This is a genomic window from Mycobacterium simulans (assembly GCF_900232995.1).
Taxonomy (GTDB): domain Bacteria; phylum Actinomycetota; class Actinomycetes; order Mycobacteriales; family Mycobacteriaceae; genus Mycobacterium; species Mycobacterium simulans.
Genome location: NZ_OCVX01000007.1, coordinates 645,835 through 659,202, shown reverse-complemented (window position 1 = coordinate 659,202; position 13,368 = coordinate 645,835). Strand labels below are relative to the sequence as shown.

10 protein-coding genes are annotated in these 13,368 nt (G+C 64.9%); 4 read left to right on the top strand and 6 right to left on the bottom strand.

From position 1 onward, the window contains the following. Positions 1–4: 4 nt before the first annotated feature. The 4 genes from MSIMFI_RS25135 to yajC form a co-directional block, all read right to left on the bottom strand. Positions 5–1,678, bottom strand: coding sequence for an ABC transporter substrate-binding protein (locus MSIMFI_RS25135; protein ID WP_191499623.1), 1,674 nt, complete (start codon positions 1,676–1,678; stop codon positions 5–7). Positions 1,679–1,683: 5 nt separating this feature from the next. Further along, complete coding sequence (gene secF, locus MSIMFI_RS25130; RefSeq protein ID WP_191499622.1) at positions 1,684–2,967, bottom strand: protein translocase subunit SecF; 1,284 nt, start codon at positions 2,965–2,967, stop codon at positions 1,684–1,686. 4 nt (positions 2,968–2,971) lie between these two features. Then, positions 2,972–4,753, bottom strand: coding sequence for a protein translocase subunit SecD (gene secD, locus MSIMFI_RS25125; RefSeq protein ID WP_191499621.1), 1,782 nt, complete (start codon positions 4,751–4,753; stop codon positions 2,972–2,974). A gap of 75 nt (positions 4,754–4,828) precedes the next feature. Continuing rightward, positions 4,829–5,170 (bottom strand): preprotein translocase subunit YajC, encoded by a 342-nt coding sequence (yajC, locus tag MSIMFI_RS25120; protein WP_186245700.1) that lies wholly within the window; start codon positions 5,168–5,170, stop codon positions 4,829–4,831. Between the two features lie 147 nt (positions 5,171–5,317). On the opposite strand from yajC, the gene gabT reads away from it, so the two are divergent. Continuing rightward, positions 5,318–6,658: a 4-aminobutyrate--2-oxoglutarate transaminase gene (gabT, locus tag MSIMFI_RS25115; RefSeq protein ID WP_191499620.1), complete on the top strand. Its 1,341-nt coding sequence runs from the start codon at positions 5,318–5,320 to the stop codon at positions 6,656–6,658. Positions 6,659–6,715: 57 nt separating this feature from the next. On the opposite strand, the gene MSIMFI_RS25110 is transcribed toward gabT, so the two are convergent. Beyond that, complete coding sequence (locus MSIMFI_RS25110) at positions 6,716–7,534, bottom strand: alpha/beta fold hydrolase (protein WP_191499619.1); 819 nt, start codon at positions 7,532–7,534, stop codon at positions 6,716–6,718. 65 nt (positions 7,535–7,599) lie between these two features. Here MSIMFI_RS25110 and MSIMFI_RS25105 point away from each other — a divergent pair, with 65 nt between their 5' ends. Together MSIMFI_RS25105 and car are read left to right on the top strand one after the other, a co-directional pair. Further along, entirely contained in the window at positions 7,600–8,067 is a 468-nt protein-coding gene (locus MSIMFI_RS25105) for a MarR family winged helix-turn-helix transcriptional regulator (RefSeq protein WP_186242699.1), read from the top strand. A 125-nt stretch (positions 8,068–8,192) separates the two neighbouring features. Beyond that, complete coding sequence (car, locus tag MSIMFI_RS25100; protein ID WP_191499618.1) at positions 8,193–11,702, top strand: carboxylic acid reductase; 3,510 nt, start codon at positions 8,193–8,195, stop codon at positions 11,700–11,702. 13 nt (positions 11,703–11,715) lie between these two features. On the opposite strand, the gene MSIMFI_RS25095 is transcribed toward car, so the two are convergent. Next, positions 11,716–12,444, bottom strand: a complete 729-nt coding sequence (locus MSIMFI_RS25095; protein ID WP_191499617.1) for a hypothetical protein — start codon at positions 12,442–12,444, stop codon at positions 11,716–11,718. 193 nt (positions 12,445–12,637) lie between these two features. On the opposite strand from MSIMFI_RS25095, the gene MSIMFI_RS28615 reads away from it, so the two are divergent. Continuing rightward, positions 12,638–13,368: PE family protein (locus MSIMFI_RS28615; RefSeq protein ID WP_224770423.1), on the top strand; the 731-nt coding region annotated here is incomplete at its 3' end.

Here is a 13,368-nt window from a genome sequence, read left to right as displayed (position 1 = left end):
AGCCTCATTGCATTAGGGCCCATCGGTCCATATTCCAACCCGCTCCCCAACGAGTCGGGTTCCTGCTCACGGCATACATCTTTTTCGACATCAGCAACGTCCGCTGCTGTCGGTACAACGGCAACGTTGGCACCTCTGCCCAGAGTACCGGCGCTGCGTCGGCAAGCAACCTGACACGCTCAGCGGGGTCGGCGGATACCGCCAACGCGCCAATGATGCTGTCCACCTGAGGGTTCGCGTAGCCCGAAAGGTTGTTTCCGTTGCCGCTGTGCAGGTCATAGGCATCCATCGCCGACGATCCGGTGGATCCACTACCGGTGGCTCCGCCGGTGCTGGCGAGCAAGACGTCGATCTTTCCGTCCCTGATCGCCTGGGGACCCGATGTGTCCAGAGTCACATCGGAAACGGTGATTCCGGCCGGGGCGCACGACTTGGCGATCGCCCCGATGGTGGCTGCCAAGCGCGCGTTGGGCCCCCGGTAACCCATGCGCACCGTCAGGGGCGCGCCGCCCAGCGCATCCCGGGCGGCGGCCGGATCGGCCTTATTGAACGGACCGGCCTCGGTCACGCCGTCGGCGGTGGCGACGGCGTCCTCGGTGGCCGGGCTCAGCCGCGAATTGGCGATCGCCACCCCGGCATCCCGGGCGATCGCGTCTCGTGGCGTGCACAGCGCGAGCGCGCGGCGGTTGCGGACATCCGCCAGCGGTCCCCGCGGAGCGAAGATCAGCTGCTCGATCCCCGCCGAGGGCGAGTCACTGCGCTGGTAGTTGTCCGGAGTGGCCAGCGCCCCCGACGACCCCGCCGCGACGTCGACCACGTCCACCTTGCGGTTGTTGACCCGATCCTGGATGTCGGCTCCCTGGGGCCATACGGTGATCCTCTTGGTGATCGCCCTTGCGCCCCACCAACGGTCGTTGGCGACGAGCACCACGGCGCCACCATCCAACACGGAGTCGATCCGGTACGGGCCCGACGACGGGAAGCGTTGGCGGACTTCGTCGGGTTTGAGGCCCGGTTTGAGGTCCCAGGTGGTATTCCACAGTCGCGCAATCTGTTCCACCAGGGGCGCCTTGTTGGTCAGCAGCGCCGCGGTGACATCAATGCCTAAGGTGTCTGCGATAACGTGCGACGGCATCAGCGATGTTGCGGTGAACAGTTGGGTGTAGTCGACGACAGCGCGGTCCGGGATGAACGACACTCGGGCCTTCTTCTGCCCCGGCATGCATTCGATGTTGGCGATGTCGATGTAGCCGGCCTGCGTGGCGGCGTCGAAGCCAGGGAAGCGTCCGGACTGGGCGGCCCAGGTTAGCACCAGGTCGTCGCAGGTCACCTCCTTACCGTCGGAATAGACTGCGTTGTCGGCGATTTGATAGTCGAGCACTAAGGGCGCACCGCCCACCACCGAGATGGTTCCGAAGTCGTGGTCGGCGACCACCTGGCCATCTGGTCCGTGGTAACCGAACCCACCGAGCGTGCGTGCAAATGCCTGCGCTCCCGCAGATGCGGCCCCGATGACGGTGTTGGTGTTGTAAGTGGACAACGCGCCGTCGACCACGTAGTCGATCTGGCCCGCGGCGCTACCGGAACATGCGGTCAGCGTGGACGCCACCAGCGTCGCCGCCAGACCAACACCCACTAGGGCTTCTGGGGCACCCCGCAACCAACACCGGGTGGCCATCGCGACTACCGGCGGCCGGCGTTTCGTTTGCCGGTCGGACGGCGGGTTCCGGTGGGTCGGACCGGCCGCGCACCCGGCGCGGGCTTGTTCGTCGCCGCCGGCTTGCTGGGCGCCTTCTCGGTCTCGGGCGTCGCGGTGGCCTCCTCCGGCTCCTCGGTGGTGGCATCGGAGGCCGACGAACCCGTCTTGCGCCGCCTGACTACCCGGTGGTTGTGCGTGCGCACCAGCTCCGTGCGTTCCCTCATCGTGACCAGCAGCGGGGTCGCGAAGAAGATCGATGAGTAGGTGCCCACGATGATGCCGATCATCTGCACCAGGGCCAGGTCCTTCAGCGTGCCCACGCCCAGCAGCCACACCGCCACCACCATCAGCGCCAGCACCGGCAGCACCGATATCAGGCTGGTGTTGATCGAGCGCATGAACGTCTGGTTGACCGCCAGGTTGGCCCACTCGGCAAAGGTGCGCCGGGTGGTGTGCTGGAAGCCGTGGGTGTTCTCCTCGACCTTGTCGAACACGATGACGGTGTCATAAAGCGAGAAGCCGAGGATCGTCAGCAATCCGATGACCGTGGCAGGTGTGACCTCGAAGCCCACCAGCGAATAGACGCCGGCGGTGACGGTCAGGTCGAAGACCATGGCCGCGAGCGCAGCCATGGTCATGTACCGCTCGTAGCGCACGGTGATGTAGAGCGCGACCAGCACCAGGAACACCACCAGCGCGATGACCGCCTTCTTGGTGATCTGACCGCCCCAGGTCTCCGAAACCGCCGAGTCGCTGATGGCCTGCTTGCTGGGCTTGCCGTCAGTGCCTTTGGGCTGAAACGCGTCGAACAAGGCGTTGCGCAGTTTCGCCGTCTCGTCGTTGGACAGGGTTTCCGAACGAATCTGCACCGTTGACGAGGCACCCGTGCCGACGATGACCACCGATTCGGGATCACTGCCGATGGTCTTTTTGAAAACCTCTTCGACCTGCTCGACCTCGATATTGCCGTGTGGGAACTGCACCGTAGTGCCGCCCTTGAAATCGATACCGAAGCTAAAGCCACGAATGACGATCGACAGGATGGCGATCGCGATGATCGCACCGCTGATGCCGAACCAGAGCTTGCGACGTCCCACCACCTCGAACGCGCCCGTGCCGGTGTAGAGCCGCGACAGGAAGCTGTGGTGCGGCAGCGTCGCGGCGGTGTCCGTGGTGGTGTCGCTGTCGGTCAACTCCACCGCCGATGCGGTGGCTTCGGTCGGTTCGACCGCCTGAATTGCTTTGTCGGTTTTCGCTTTGGACGCCATCGCGTTATCCCTGTCCCGTCTTTGCTGTCCCCACCCGGGCCATGGCGCGGCGTTCGCGTGCTACTTGCTGAACAGCCCCCAGGCCGTTGTAGGCCGGCTTCGCCAGCCTCGCGGACTTGGAGGCCAGGTATACCAGCGGCCACGTCACCAGGAACACCACCACCAGGTCCAGGATCGTCGTCAGCCCCAAGGTGAACGCAAAACCCTTCACCTGGCCGATCGCCAGGAAGTACAGCACGGCGGCGGCTAAGAAGGTGACCGCGTTACCCGACACGATCGTCTTGCGCGCCCGTGCCCACCCGCGCGGCACCGCCGAACGGAACGAACGGCCCTCGCGGATCTCGTCTTTGATGCGTTCGAAGAACACCACGAACGAGTCTGCGGTGGTACCGATACCGATGATCAGACCCGCGATACCCGCCAGGTCGAGGGTGTAGTTGATATATCTTCCCAGTAGCACCAGGATCGCGAATACCATTGCGCCGGAAGCGACTAACGACAACGCGGTGAGCAGTCCCAACACCCGGTAGTACAGCAACGAATACACCAGCACCAGGACCAGACCGATCGCCCCGGCGATCAAACCGGCCCGTAGAGAGGTCAAACCCAAAGTCGCCGAAACAGTTTGGGCTTCCGACGATTCGAAGGACAACGGCAGCGACCCGTATTTCAGGACGTTGGCGAGCTGGCGTGCGGTTGCCGCGGTGAACGGCGGATCGCCACCGCTGATCTGGGTCCGCCCGCCGGGGATCGCTTCGTTGATGACGGGTGCGCTGACGACCTGCGAGTCCAGAGTGAAGGCCGTTTGGGTGCCGACATGGGCGGCGGTGTAGTCGGCCCAGACGGTTGCCGCTCCGCTCTTAAACTGCAGATCGACGATGTAGCCGATGCCGCGCTGGTCCATACCCGAGGTGGCGTCTTGAATCTGGTCACCACTGATGATCGACGGCGCCAGCAGATACGCGGTCTTGTGATCGGTGGAGCAGGTCACCAGGGGCAGCTTCGGGTCGTCGTTGCCGGCAAGGATGTCCTGTTTGTCGCATTGGGTGGCCTGGACTTGCAGGGCCACCGACTGGATGTACTGGCTGGTGCTTTGCCGCCACTTCTTCTGCTGCGCGATCCGCTCGGCGAGATCCTTGCGCGGGTCGGGAGGCGCGGGCTGATCGGCGGGCGCACCTGGCGGCGGGGGCGCCCCCGTGGGAGCCGGTGCCGGCGCGGGAGCTGGACTGGGTGCTGGGCTTGGTGACGGTGCCGGTTCCTGCGGGTAGGGCCGCGGTTGGGCGCCCGGCTTGCCAGGCGGCGGCGCGCCCGGTTCGGCACCAGGCGCACCCGCGGGTGGCGGGGCACCGGGTGGTGTTTCGGCGGGCGGCTGGGGCGCGGGCTTTGGTTCTTCCTGGGCGGGCTGCGCCGGCATCGAGTTGAGTACCGGCCGGATGTACAGGCGTGCGGTTTGTCCCAGGTTGCGGGCCTCATTGCCGCTGCTGCCGGGAACCGTGATGACCAGGTTGTCGCCATCCACGACGACCTCGGAACCCGAGACCCCCAGCCCGTTGACCCGCGCGTTGATGATCTGCTGCGCCTGCGCCAACGCCTCGCGGCTTGGGCGCGAGCCGTCCGGGGTACGCGCAGTCAGCGTCACCCGGGTACCGCCCTGCAGGTCGATACCCAGTTTGGGGGCGGCCTTCTTGTCCCCGGTGAGAAACACCAGCAGGTAGACGCCGACGAGCATGAGCAGGAACACCGACAGGTAGCGGGCAGGTTGCACCGGCGCCGAAGACGATGCCACGTTCCTTATATCTCCTTGAAAATCGGTTCGTACGGCCGACAGAGCCCCCGAAAAAGACCCCGACAGAGCATAGTGTCAGGAATCTTTGGTCGCGCGGCTCTCGTCATCGCTGTCTTCGTCCTCCTCGTCGAGATCGGCATCCAGATCCTCGTCCTCATCCGGCGCGATCCGGTCCCGAACCGCCAGCTTCATCCACGTGGTCACCACGCCCGGCGCGATCTCGAGGTCGACGGTGTCGTCAGCGATACCGACCACGGTGGCTTCCAAACCCGAAGTGGTGTGCACCCGGTCGCCCGTCTGCAGCGAGTCGTGCAGGTCGATCGTCGCTTGCATCGCGCGCCGCTGGCGCCGCGACGCGAAATACATGAACCCACCCATGATGAGCAGGAACGGCAAGAATAAGACGAAGCTCTCCATCACCAATGTCTTTCTAGGTCATTCGTATCGGAATTCGTTTCGGAATCACGCTGCTCGTAACGGTCCAGTCTGCCAGCACCGCGACTGGCAAACCGACCGGCTACGCTTTATCCGCGACGTGACCGGCGCGACGCGGAAGGAGGATCCGTGGCCAGCCTCGAGCAGACTCGCCTCCTGGTCACAGAAATCCCGGGTCCCGCGTCGGTGGAGCTGAATAAGCGCCGGGCGGCGGCGGTGTCCCACGGCGTTGGGGTCACAATGCCGGTGTTTGTAGCCCGCGCCGGTGGCGGCATCGTCGAAGACGTCGATGGGAACCGGCTGATCGATCTGGGGTCCGGCATCGCGGTCACCACGATCGGCAACTCCGCGCCCCGTGTGGTAGACGCGGTGCGCGCCCAGGTCGCCGAATTCACCCACACCTGCTTCATGGTGAATCCTTACGAGCAGTATGTGGCCGTCGCCGAACAGCTCAATCGGATTACCCCGGGCTCCGGCGAGAAGCGCTCGGTGCTGTTCAACTCAGGCGCCGAAGCGGTCGAGAGCTCCATCAAGATCGCGCGCTCGTATACGCGCAAGCCCGCCGTGGTCGCGTTCGACCACGCCTACCACGGTCGCACCAACCTGACGATGGCGCTGACCGCCAAGTCCATGCCGTATAAGAGCGGATTCGGTCCGTTCGCGCCGGAGATTTATCGGGCCCCACTCTCCTACCCGTATCGGGACGGTCTGCTCGACAAGGAATTGGCGACCGACGGTGAGCTGGCCGCGGCGCGTGCCATCAGCGTGATCGACAAGCAAGTAGGCGCTCAAAATCTCGCCGCCGTGATCATCGAGCCGATCCAGGGCGAAGGCGGTTTCATCGTTCCGGCCGAAGGGTTCCTGACCGCCCTACTTGACTGGTGCCACAAGAACGACGTGGTGTTCATCGCCGACGAGGTGCAAACCGGATTCGCCCGCACCGGGGCGATGTTCGCCTGCGACCACGAAGGTATCGAGCCCGACCTGATCTGCACGGCGAAAGGCATCGCCGGCGGATTGCCGCTCTCTGCGGTGACCGGACGGGCCGAGATCATGGACGCCCCGCACACCGGCGGCCTGGGCGGGACATTCGGCGGTAACCCGGTCGTCTGTGCGGCCGCGTTGGCCGCCATCGAGACCATCGAAAGCGACGGTCTGATCGAGCGGGCGCAGCAGATCGAACGACTGCTGACAGAACCATTGCTGCGGCTGCAGGCCACCGACGACCGCATTGGGGACGTGCGGGGGCGCGGCGCAATGATCGCCATCGAGATGGTGAAGTCCGGAACGGCCGACCCCGACCCCGAGCTGACGTTCAAGCTGGCGAATACGGCTCACGCCGCCGGCGTCATCGTGCTGACGTGCGGCATGTTCGGCAACATCATCCGGCTGCTGCCCCCGCTGACCATCGGCGACGAACTGCTTCTCGAAGGCCTGGAGGTTTTGGCCGGGATTCTGGCCGAACTCTGACGCCCACGCCCAGACTCAAACCACGCACACCCCCGGCGGCGAGTCTTGTGCCTGGTGTCAATGTCGCGGTGCAGCCCAGAAGTCGACCAGAGTTTGCGCGACCATTCTCGCGTCCACCAACAGTGGCGCCACTCGACCGCCACCCAACACCGCGTCCGCACGCGCGTTGTGCATGGTGGCGCAGGCAGCCTCGGCCTCGTGCGGAGGCCAGCCTTCGTCGTCATCGTGAGCGGCCAGCATCAAAGTTGGGGCGCCGATGTGCGGCAGCCGGTCCTGCAGGCTCGGCCGCTTGAGCATCATCGAGCGCATCGCGTGATACATCCCACGCCGGTCTGCTTGCCGGAAGGCGTCGATGACTTCTTCGGAGGCGTCCTGTCCCATCAGGGCATCGGAAAGCCGGCTGCACACAAACTGGGTCGGTCCAGCCAGTCGGTAAAGCGCTACCAGCGGCCAGCCCTTCGTCACGCGGAATCGCATGGTCAGCCCGGGCACCGGAGTGCCGATCGTGGTCAGCGTGCGTATTCGGTGCGGTTGGGTAGCGGCCAACAAGATACCGATATGTCCGCCCCAGGCGTTGCCGACCCAGTCGACCGGCTCGCCGATGCCGATGCCATCCAAGACGTCGGCAGCGGCCTGAGCACATTCGTCGAAGGTGAAGTCGCGGGTGGCCGGGTCGCTCATTCCGTGCGACGGTCCGTCGATCGCAACCACCGTGCGTTCGGACGCCAGCTCGCCGAGCGCGTCGATCACTGGCAGCCACGAACGGGAGTCGATGAACAAGCTGTGCCAAAGGATCGTGGCTGGTCCACTCCCCCGCCGCAGCACGTGCAGGCGACCCAACCTGGTGGAGACAAACTCATCCGTCAACTTGGCCATCACTCACTCCCCCGGAAATTACTTCGGAACCCGAAACTTCGGCTTCCGTAGTATCTTCTCTCTCCATGGCAGAGGAGTCAATGAACTTGCCGACGGATCGGCAGGCCGTCGGTCAGTTATTGGTGAGACTTACCAGGGAATTTCGCCGAGACTTGGCCGCGCCTCGCGTGGAGCGAGGGTACGGCGACATCCGTGACCCCCATCTGCAAATTTTCGGCAACATTCGAACCGGCAGCATCAGGCTGACCGAGCTCGCCTCACGGGCGCAACTCAGTCTCGCAGCAACCTCGGAATTGGTGAACGACCTGGTCGCGCTTGGATACCTGACCCGCAGGCCCGATCCGCAGGATGGGCGTGCCAAGCTCATCGAACTCACCGATCGCGGACGTGCGCTGCTCGCCGACGCAGGCAACCGGGTGGCAGACATCGAGGCGCGATGGTCGGAATTGCTGGGCTCTGCGGATTTCGCGCACATGTGCGCCACCATGCAGCGGCTGCTGGACATGCTCGATCCGGAGGATTCCCGCCGCTAGCCCGCCTAATACGTAACGCATGTCACACCTGGCTTCTCTTTCGGAAGATAGTTACTTTTACTAACGTTCTATCCGTTAGCGCAGCGTCGCGCGGTTCTAATTCTTCGTTATTCAAGGGATCTGCCATGTCGACTACTACCCGTGAGGAGCGGCTCGCACGCCGCATCGAGGAGCTTTACACCAACGACGAGCAGTTCGCCGCCGCCAAGTCCGACGAATCGATCACACGGGCGATCGGCCAGCCGGGGATCCCACTACCGCAGATCATTCGCACGATCATGGAGGCCTATGCCGACCGCCCGGCACTTGGCCAGCGTGCAGTCCAACTCGTCACCGATAACACCGGCCGCACGGCACTCCAGCTGCTGCCGGAGTTCGAGACCCTCACCTACCGCGAGCTATGGAACCGCGCCGGCGCATTCGCCACGGCGTTGACCCAGAGCGTCCGCCCCGGTGATCGGGTCTGCGTGCTGGGCTTCACCAGCATCGACTACACAACGATCGACATCGCGGTGATTCAGCTCGGCGCGGTGTCGGTGCCGCTGCAGACGAGTGCCGCGCCCGCTCAACTGCGGCCCATCGTCGCCGAGACCGAGCCAACAGTGGTCGCCGCGAGCATCACCAGCCTCGCGGACGCCGTCGAGCTGATCCTGACCGGTCACGCTCCGACCCGGTTGGTGGTATTCGAGTACCGCCCCGAGGTTGACGAACAGCGCGAAGCCCTCGAAGCCGCCCGCGCCCGCTTGGCCGACGCCGGGGTGGTCGTCGAGACCCTGACCGAGCTGATCGAGCGGGGGCATGCGCTGCCTGCCGCCGCAGCCGTCGACCGGTCCGATGACGAGCTAGGGCTGCTGATCTACACCTCCGGCAGCACCGGCGCACCCAAGGGCGCCATGTACCCCGTGAACCGTGTCGCGAACTTCTGGCGCCGGTCGAGCGCATGGTTCGAGCCGACCGTCCAGCCGTCGATCACGCTGAACTTCATGCCGATGAGCCACGTCATGGGCCGTCAGGTGCTATACGGGACGCTATCTAACGGCGGCACCGCCTATTTCGTGTCCAAGAGCGACCTGTCGACCTTGTTCGAGGACCTCGCCTTGGTCCGGCCGACCGAGTTGAACTTTGTGCCGCGCGTCTGGGACATGGTGTTCCAGCAGTTCCAGAGCGAGGTCGACCGTCGCTTGCTGGATGAGAGCGATCGGACCGCTGTCGAGGAGCAGGTGCGGCTCGAGGTGCGCAACGACGTGCTTGGCGGACGTTTCGTCGCCGCGCTGACGGGTTCGGCACCGATTTCGGCGGAGATGAAGGCGTGGGTCGAGTCCCTGCTCGACATGCATTTGGTCGAGGGCTATGGCTCCACCGAGGCGGGCATGATCTTGATCGATGACCATATCCGGCGCTCCTCGGTGATCGACTACAAGTTGGTCGACGTGCCCGACCTGGGCTACTTCCTGACCGACCAGCCCTATCCGCGCGGCGAGTTGCTCGTCAAAACGCAGAGCCTGTTCCCCGGCTACTACAAGCGCCCGGAAGTGACTGCCGAAGTGTTCGATGCCGACGGCTTCTACCGCACTGGCGACGTGATGGCCCAGATCGGGCCCGAGCGGTTCGTCTACCTCGACCGCCGCAACAACGTGTTAAAGCTGTCGCAGGGTGAGTTCGTCACCGTTTCAAAGCTGGAGGCCGTTTTCGGCGACAGCCCGCTGGTTCGCCAGATCTTCGTCTATGGCAACAGCGCCCGGGCCTACCTGCTGGCGGTGATCGTCCCCACCGAAGAGGCACTTGCGCGCCACAGCGTCGCGGAGCTGAAACCACTACTGGGCGAGTCCTTGCAAGGGGTCGCCAAGGCGGCCGGCCTGCAGTCCTATGAGATCCCTCGCGACTTCATCATCGAGACCACGCCGTGGACCCTGGAAAACGGTTTGCTCACCGGCATCCGCAAGCTGGCCCGCCCGCAAGCCAAAAAACACTATGGCGAGCGGCTGGAGCAGCTCTACGTCGAACTGGCCAACAGCCAGGCAAATGAGCTGCGCACCCTGCGGCAAATCGGCGCTGATGCGCCGGTGCTGCAGACGCTATGCCGCGCCGCGGCAGCGTTGCTAGGTACCGCGGCAGCTGACCTGCAGCCCGACGCGCACTTCACCGATCTGGGCGGGGACTCGCTTTCGGCGCTGTCCTTCGCCAACTTGCTGCACGAGATCTTCGACATCGACGTGCCGGTGGGTGTGATCGTCAGCCCGGCAAGTGACCTGAAATCGCTGGCCCTCTACATCGAGACCGAGCGCAAGCCAGGCGCCAAGCGGCCTAGCTTCGCCTCGGTACACGGCCGCGACGCAACCGAGGTGCACGCCAGCGACCTCACCCTGGACAAGTTCATCGACGCCGCGACCCTGGCCGCGGCACCGAACCTGCCGGCCCCGAGCGACCGGGTGCGCACCGTGCTGCTCACCGGCGCGACCGGCTTCTTGGGCCGCTACCTGGCCCTGGAGTGGCTAGAGCGGATGGACCTGGTCGACGGCAAGGTGATCTGCCTGGTCCGGGCCAAGTCCAACGAGGAGGCGCGGGCCCGGCTGGACAAGACATTCGATAGCGGCGACCCGAAACTTCTGAGCCACTACCAGCAGCTGGCCGCCGATCACCTGGAGGTGCTTGCCGGCGACAAGGGCGAAGCCGACCTCGGCCTGGACCGCCGCACCTGGCAGCGGCTCGCCGACACGGTCGATGTGATCGTCGACCCGGCGGCCCTGGTCAACCACGTGCTGCCGTACAGCCAGCTGTTCGGCCCGAACGTGGTGGGCACCGCCGAGCTGATCCGGTTGGCGCTGACCGGCAAGCAAAAGCCCTATAGCTACACCTCGACGATCGGCGTCGGCGATCAGATCCCGTCAGCGGCGTTCACCGAGGACGCGGACATCCGGGTCGCCAGCGCCGACCGCAATATCGACGACAGTTACGCCAACGGCTATGGCAACAGCAAGTGGGCCGGCGAGGTGTTGCTGCGGGAAGCCCACGATCTGTGCGGTCTGCCGGTGTCGGTCTTCCGCTGCGACATGATCCTGGCCGACACCACCTATGCGGGTCAGCTCAACGTGCCCGACATGTTCACCCGGATGATGCTGAGCCTGGTGGCCACCGGCGTCGCGCCCGGCTCGTTCTATGAGCTGGACGCCGACAGCAACCGGCAGCGCGCCCATTACGACGGTCTGCCCGTCGAATTCATCGCCGAAGCCATCGTTAGCTTGGGCGCTCGGTGCGGCGACGGGTTCCAGACGTACCACGTGATGAACCCCCACGACGACGGCATCGGGTTCGACGAGTTCGTCGACTGGCTGATCTCCCCAACCAACGGGGCCGGGTGCCCGATACAGCGGATTGCCGACTACGGCGAATGGCTGCAGCGGTTCGAGACGACGCTGCGTGCCCTCCCGGAACGGCAGCGCCATGCGTCCCTGCTGCCGCTGCTGCACAACTACCAGAAGCCGGAAAAGCCGGTGCGCGGTTCGGTGGCGCCGACAGATCGGTTCCGCGCCGCGGTCCGGGACGCGAAAGTTGGCCCGGACAAAGACATTCCGCACATCTCACCGGCGATCATCACCAAGTACGTCAGCGACCTGCGACTGCTCGGGCTACTGTGATCGCGCGGTGAGCCTACTGCTGCGGGTGAGGCCAGCGTAGATAGGCCGCATTCGGTGTGCCCGCCGCAGCGCCTTCGCGCTCACGGCGGAACCGCCTGCGGAACCGCGGCTCAGGCTCCGGCGACGCGACCTGTTCCGCCCGTGGTTTGGTGACCGCCCCCGAAGAAACATCGGCGGGTTCCGATGTTGGCAGGTACGACTCGTCCCGGTACGGCTCGATTTCCGGCGTCGATCCCACCGTTTCTGCGGGTGCGAAGGGTTCGACATCGCGCGCCAACCGGGCTGCCACGCGCGCCAAGACGACTCCGCCCACGAAGATGATCAACGCACCCAGACCGGAGAAATACGAAACCTCCAGCAACGCCCGCTTCCGCTCGGTTGCTGCGATCGGATCACCGACGGATCCGATCCGTAACAACGGAGCGACCTGCTCGCCGACGACAAACCAGGCACCGGCGAGGACGGCCAACCATCCGCCGAATATCGCGGTGACGCGATTTCTGGAAGCGATCAGTAGCAGACCGCCCACGGCGGTGGCACAGCCGGGGAGCACCTCGAGCCAACCCCGGGCGGTGGTCCATGTCCATACCTGGTTGGGCGTATAGGCGAAATCGAAGTGGGGCCCGACAAACGGTATCAACGCGCCCCAGGCACCCAGGATGACCAGTATTAATCCACACACCACGCCGCGGGACCGCGGCATGTGAAGTCCCATGGTGCGGTCCTTTTCCGCATGCTTCATGACATCTCCTCGATAGACACCCGTGCTGGATACCCGGACGACGTCGCATGTAACCGGCACGGATGTCTCGTTTTGCGATTCGGCAGGTCACGAGATGGTGCGCCCCAAGCTGATCCACGGGTTATTGACAATTGATAGTTAGCGGTGGTAACGAACATGTGGCGCTCATCACGTTCGTTTCGAGGGGGGTTTGATGTCGTTTGTGATCGCAGCTCCGGAGATGCTGGCGACGGCGGCGCAGGATGTGGCGAGCATCGGTACGTCGCTGGGTGCGGCAAACGCTGCCGCTGCCGCGTCCACAACCGGGGTGCTGTCGGCCGGTGCTGACGAGGTGTCGGAGGCCATATCGTCGCTGTTTAGCAACTACGCCAAGCAATATCAGTCGCTAAGTGTTAGGGCTGCGGAGCTTCATCAGAGTTTTGTGCAAGCGTTGAATGCTGCCGGTGGGGCGTATGCGGGCGCGGAGGCGGCCAATGTTTCACCGTTGCAGGCGTTCGAACGCGAGGTTTTGGGTGCGGTTAATGCGCCGACCCAGGCGTTGTTGGGCCGTCCGCTGATTGGTAATGGCGCGAATGGGACGGCGAGCAATCCCAACGGCGGAGCCGGTGGGATCTTGTACGGCAATGGCGGTAACGGCTTTTCGCAAACGACCGCTGGTGTCGCTGGTGGTGCCGGTGGTTCTGCGGGCCTGATCGGCAACGGTGGCAATGGTGGGGCCGGTGGGGCTGGTGCTGCCGGCGGTACCGGCGGCTTTGGGGGCTTCCTGGCCGGCAACGGCGGCGCTGGCGGTGCCGGAGGTGCGGTGGCCGGTGCAGGCGAAACAGGTGGTGCTGGCGGGACTGGCGGCAACGCTCTCTTGTTCGGCTGGGGCGGCAACGGCGGGGCTGGCGGCAGTGCCGCTCTCGGAACCGGCGGGATCGGGGG

What these genes read in the sequence shown, in the direction of transcription:
- MSIMFI_RS25135 (WP_191499623.1), bottom strand. Translation starts at nt 1,678, where the DNA reads ATGGCCACCCGGTGTTGGTTGCGGGGTGCCCCAGAAGCCCTAGTGGGT.
- secF (WP_191499622.1), bottom strand. Translation starts at nt 2,967, where the DNA reads ATGGCGTCCAAAGCGAAAACCGACAAAGCAATTCAGGCGGTCGAACCG.
- yajC (WP_186245700.1), bottom strand. Translation starts at nt 5,170, where the DNA reads ATGGAGAGCTTCGTCTTATTCTTGCCGTTCCTGCTCATCATGGGTGGG.
- MSIMFI_RS25110 (WP_191499619.1), bottom strand. Translation starts at nt 7,534, where the DNA reads ATGGCCAAGTTGACGGATGAGTTTGTCTCCACCAGGTTGGGTCGCCTG.
- MSIMFI_RS25105 (WP_186242699.1), top strand. Translation starts at nt 7,600, where the DNA reads ATGGCAGAGGAGTCAATGAACTTGCCGACGGATCGGCAGGCCGTCGGT.
- car (WP_191499618.1), top strand. Translation starts at nt 8,193, where the DNA reads ATGTCGACTACTACCCGTGAGGAGCGGCTCGCACGCCGCATCGAGGAG.
- MSIMFI_RS25095 (WP_191499617.1), bottom strand. Translation starts at nt 12,444, where the DNA reads ATGAAGCATGCGGAAAAGGACCGCACCATGGGACTTCACATGCCGCGG.